Below are 245 nucleotides of genomic sequence, written 5' to 3' on the forward strand. Positions count from 1 at the left end.
GGTTCAACCGAGTGCGACATTGAGGTCGCGCCAACAGAACGAAGGAGTGAGACATGAACACACCATTCTTGAAAATCGCCGGAGTTACCCTGTTGATGGGCCTGGCTTCGCTGCAGGTACAGGCAGCGTCTTCGGACGATTTCGTCGATGCGGCCACTGAAGCCGGTATCGCCGAAGTGGTCACCGCCAACCTGGCGCAGGAAAAGAGCCAGAGCGCAGACATCAAGCAATTCGCCCAGCAAATG

1 protein-coding gene is annotated in these 245 nt (G+C 56.7%); it reads left to right on the forward strand.

The window, feature by feature from the left end; genetic code table 11:
- Window positions 1-53: 53 nt before the first annotated feature.
- The coding region (locus tag SB756_RS33935; protein ID WP_410913742.1) for a DUF4142 domain-containing protein at window positions 54-245 on the forward strand (192 nt) is incomplete at its 3' end.

This window comes from Pseudomonas sp. SIMBA_068, assembly GCF_046534705.1.
Taxonomy (GTDB): domain Bacteria; phylum Pseudomonadota; class Gammaproteobacteria; order Pseudomonadales; family Pseudomonadaceae; genus Aquipseudomonas; species Aquipseudomonas putida.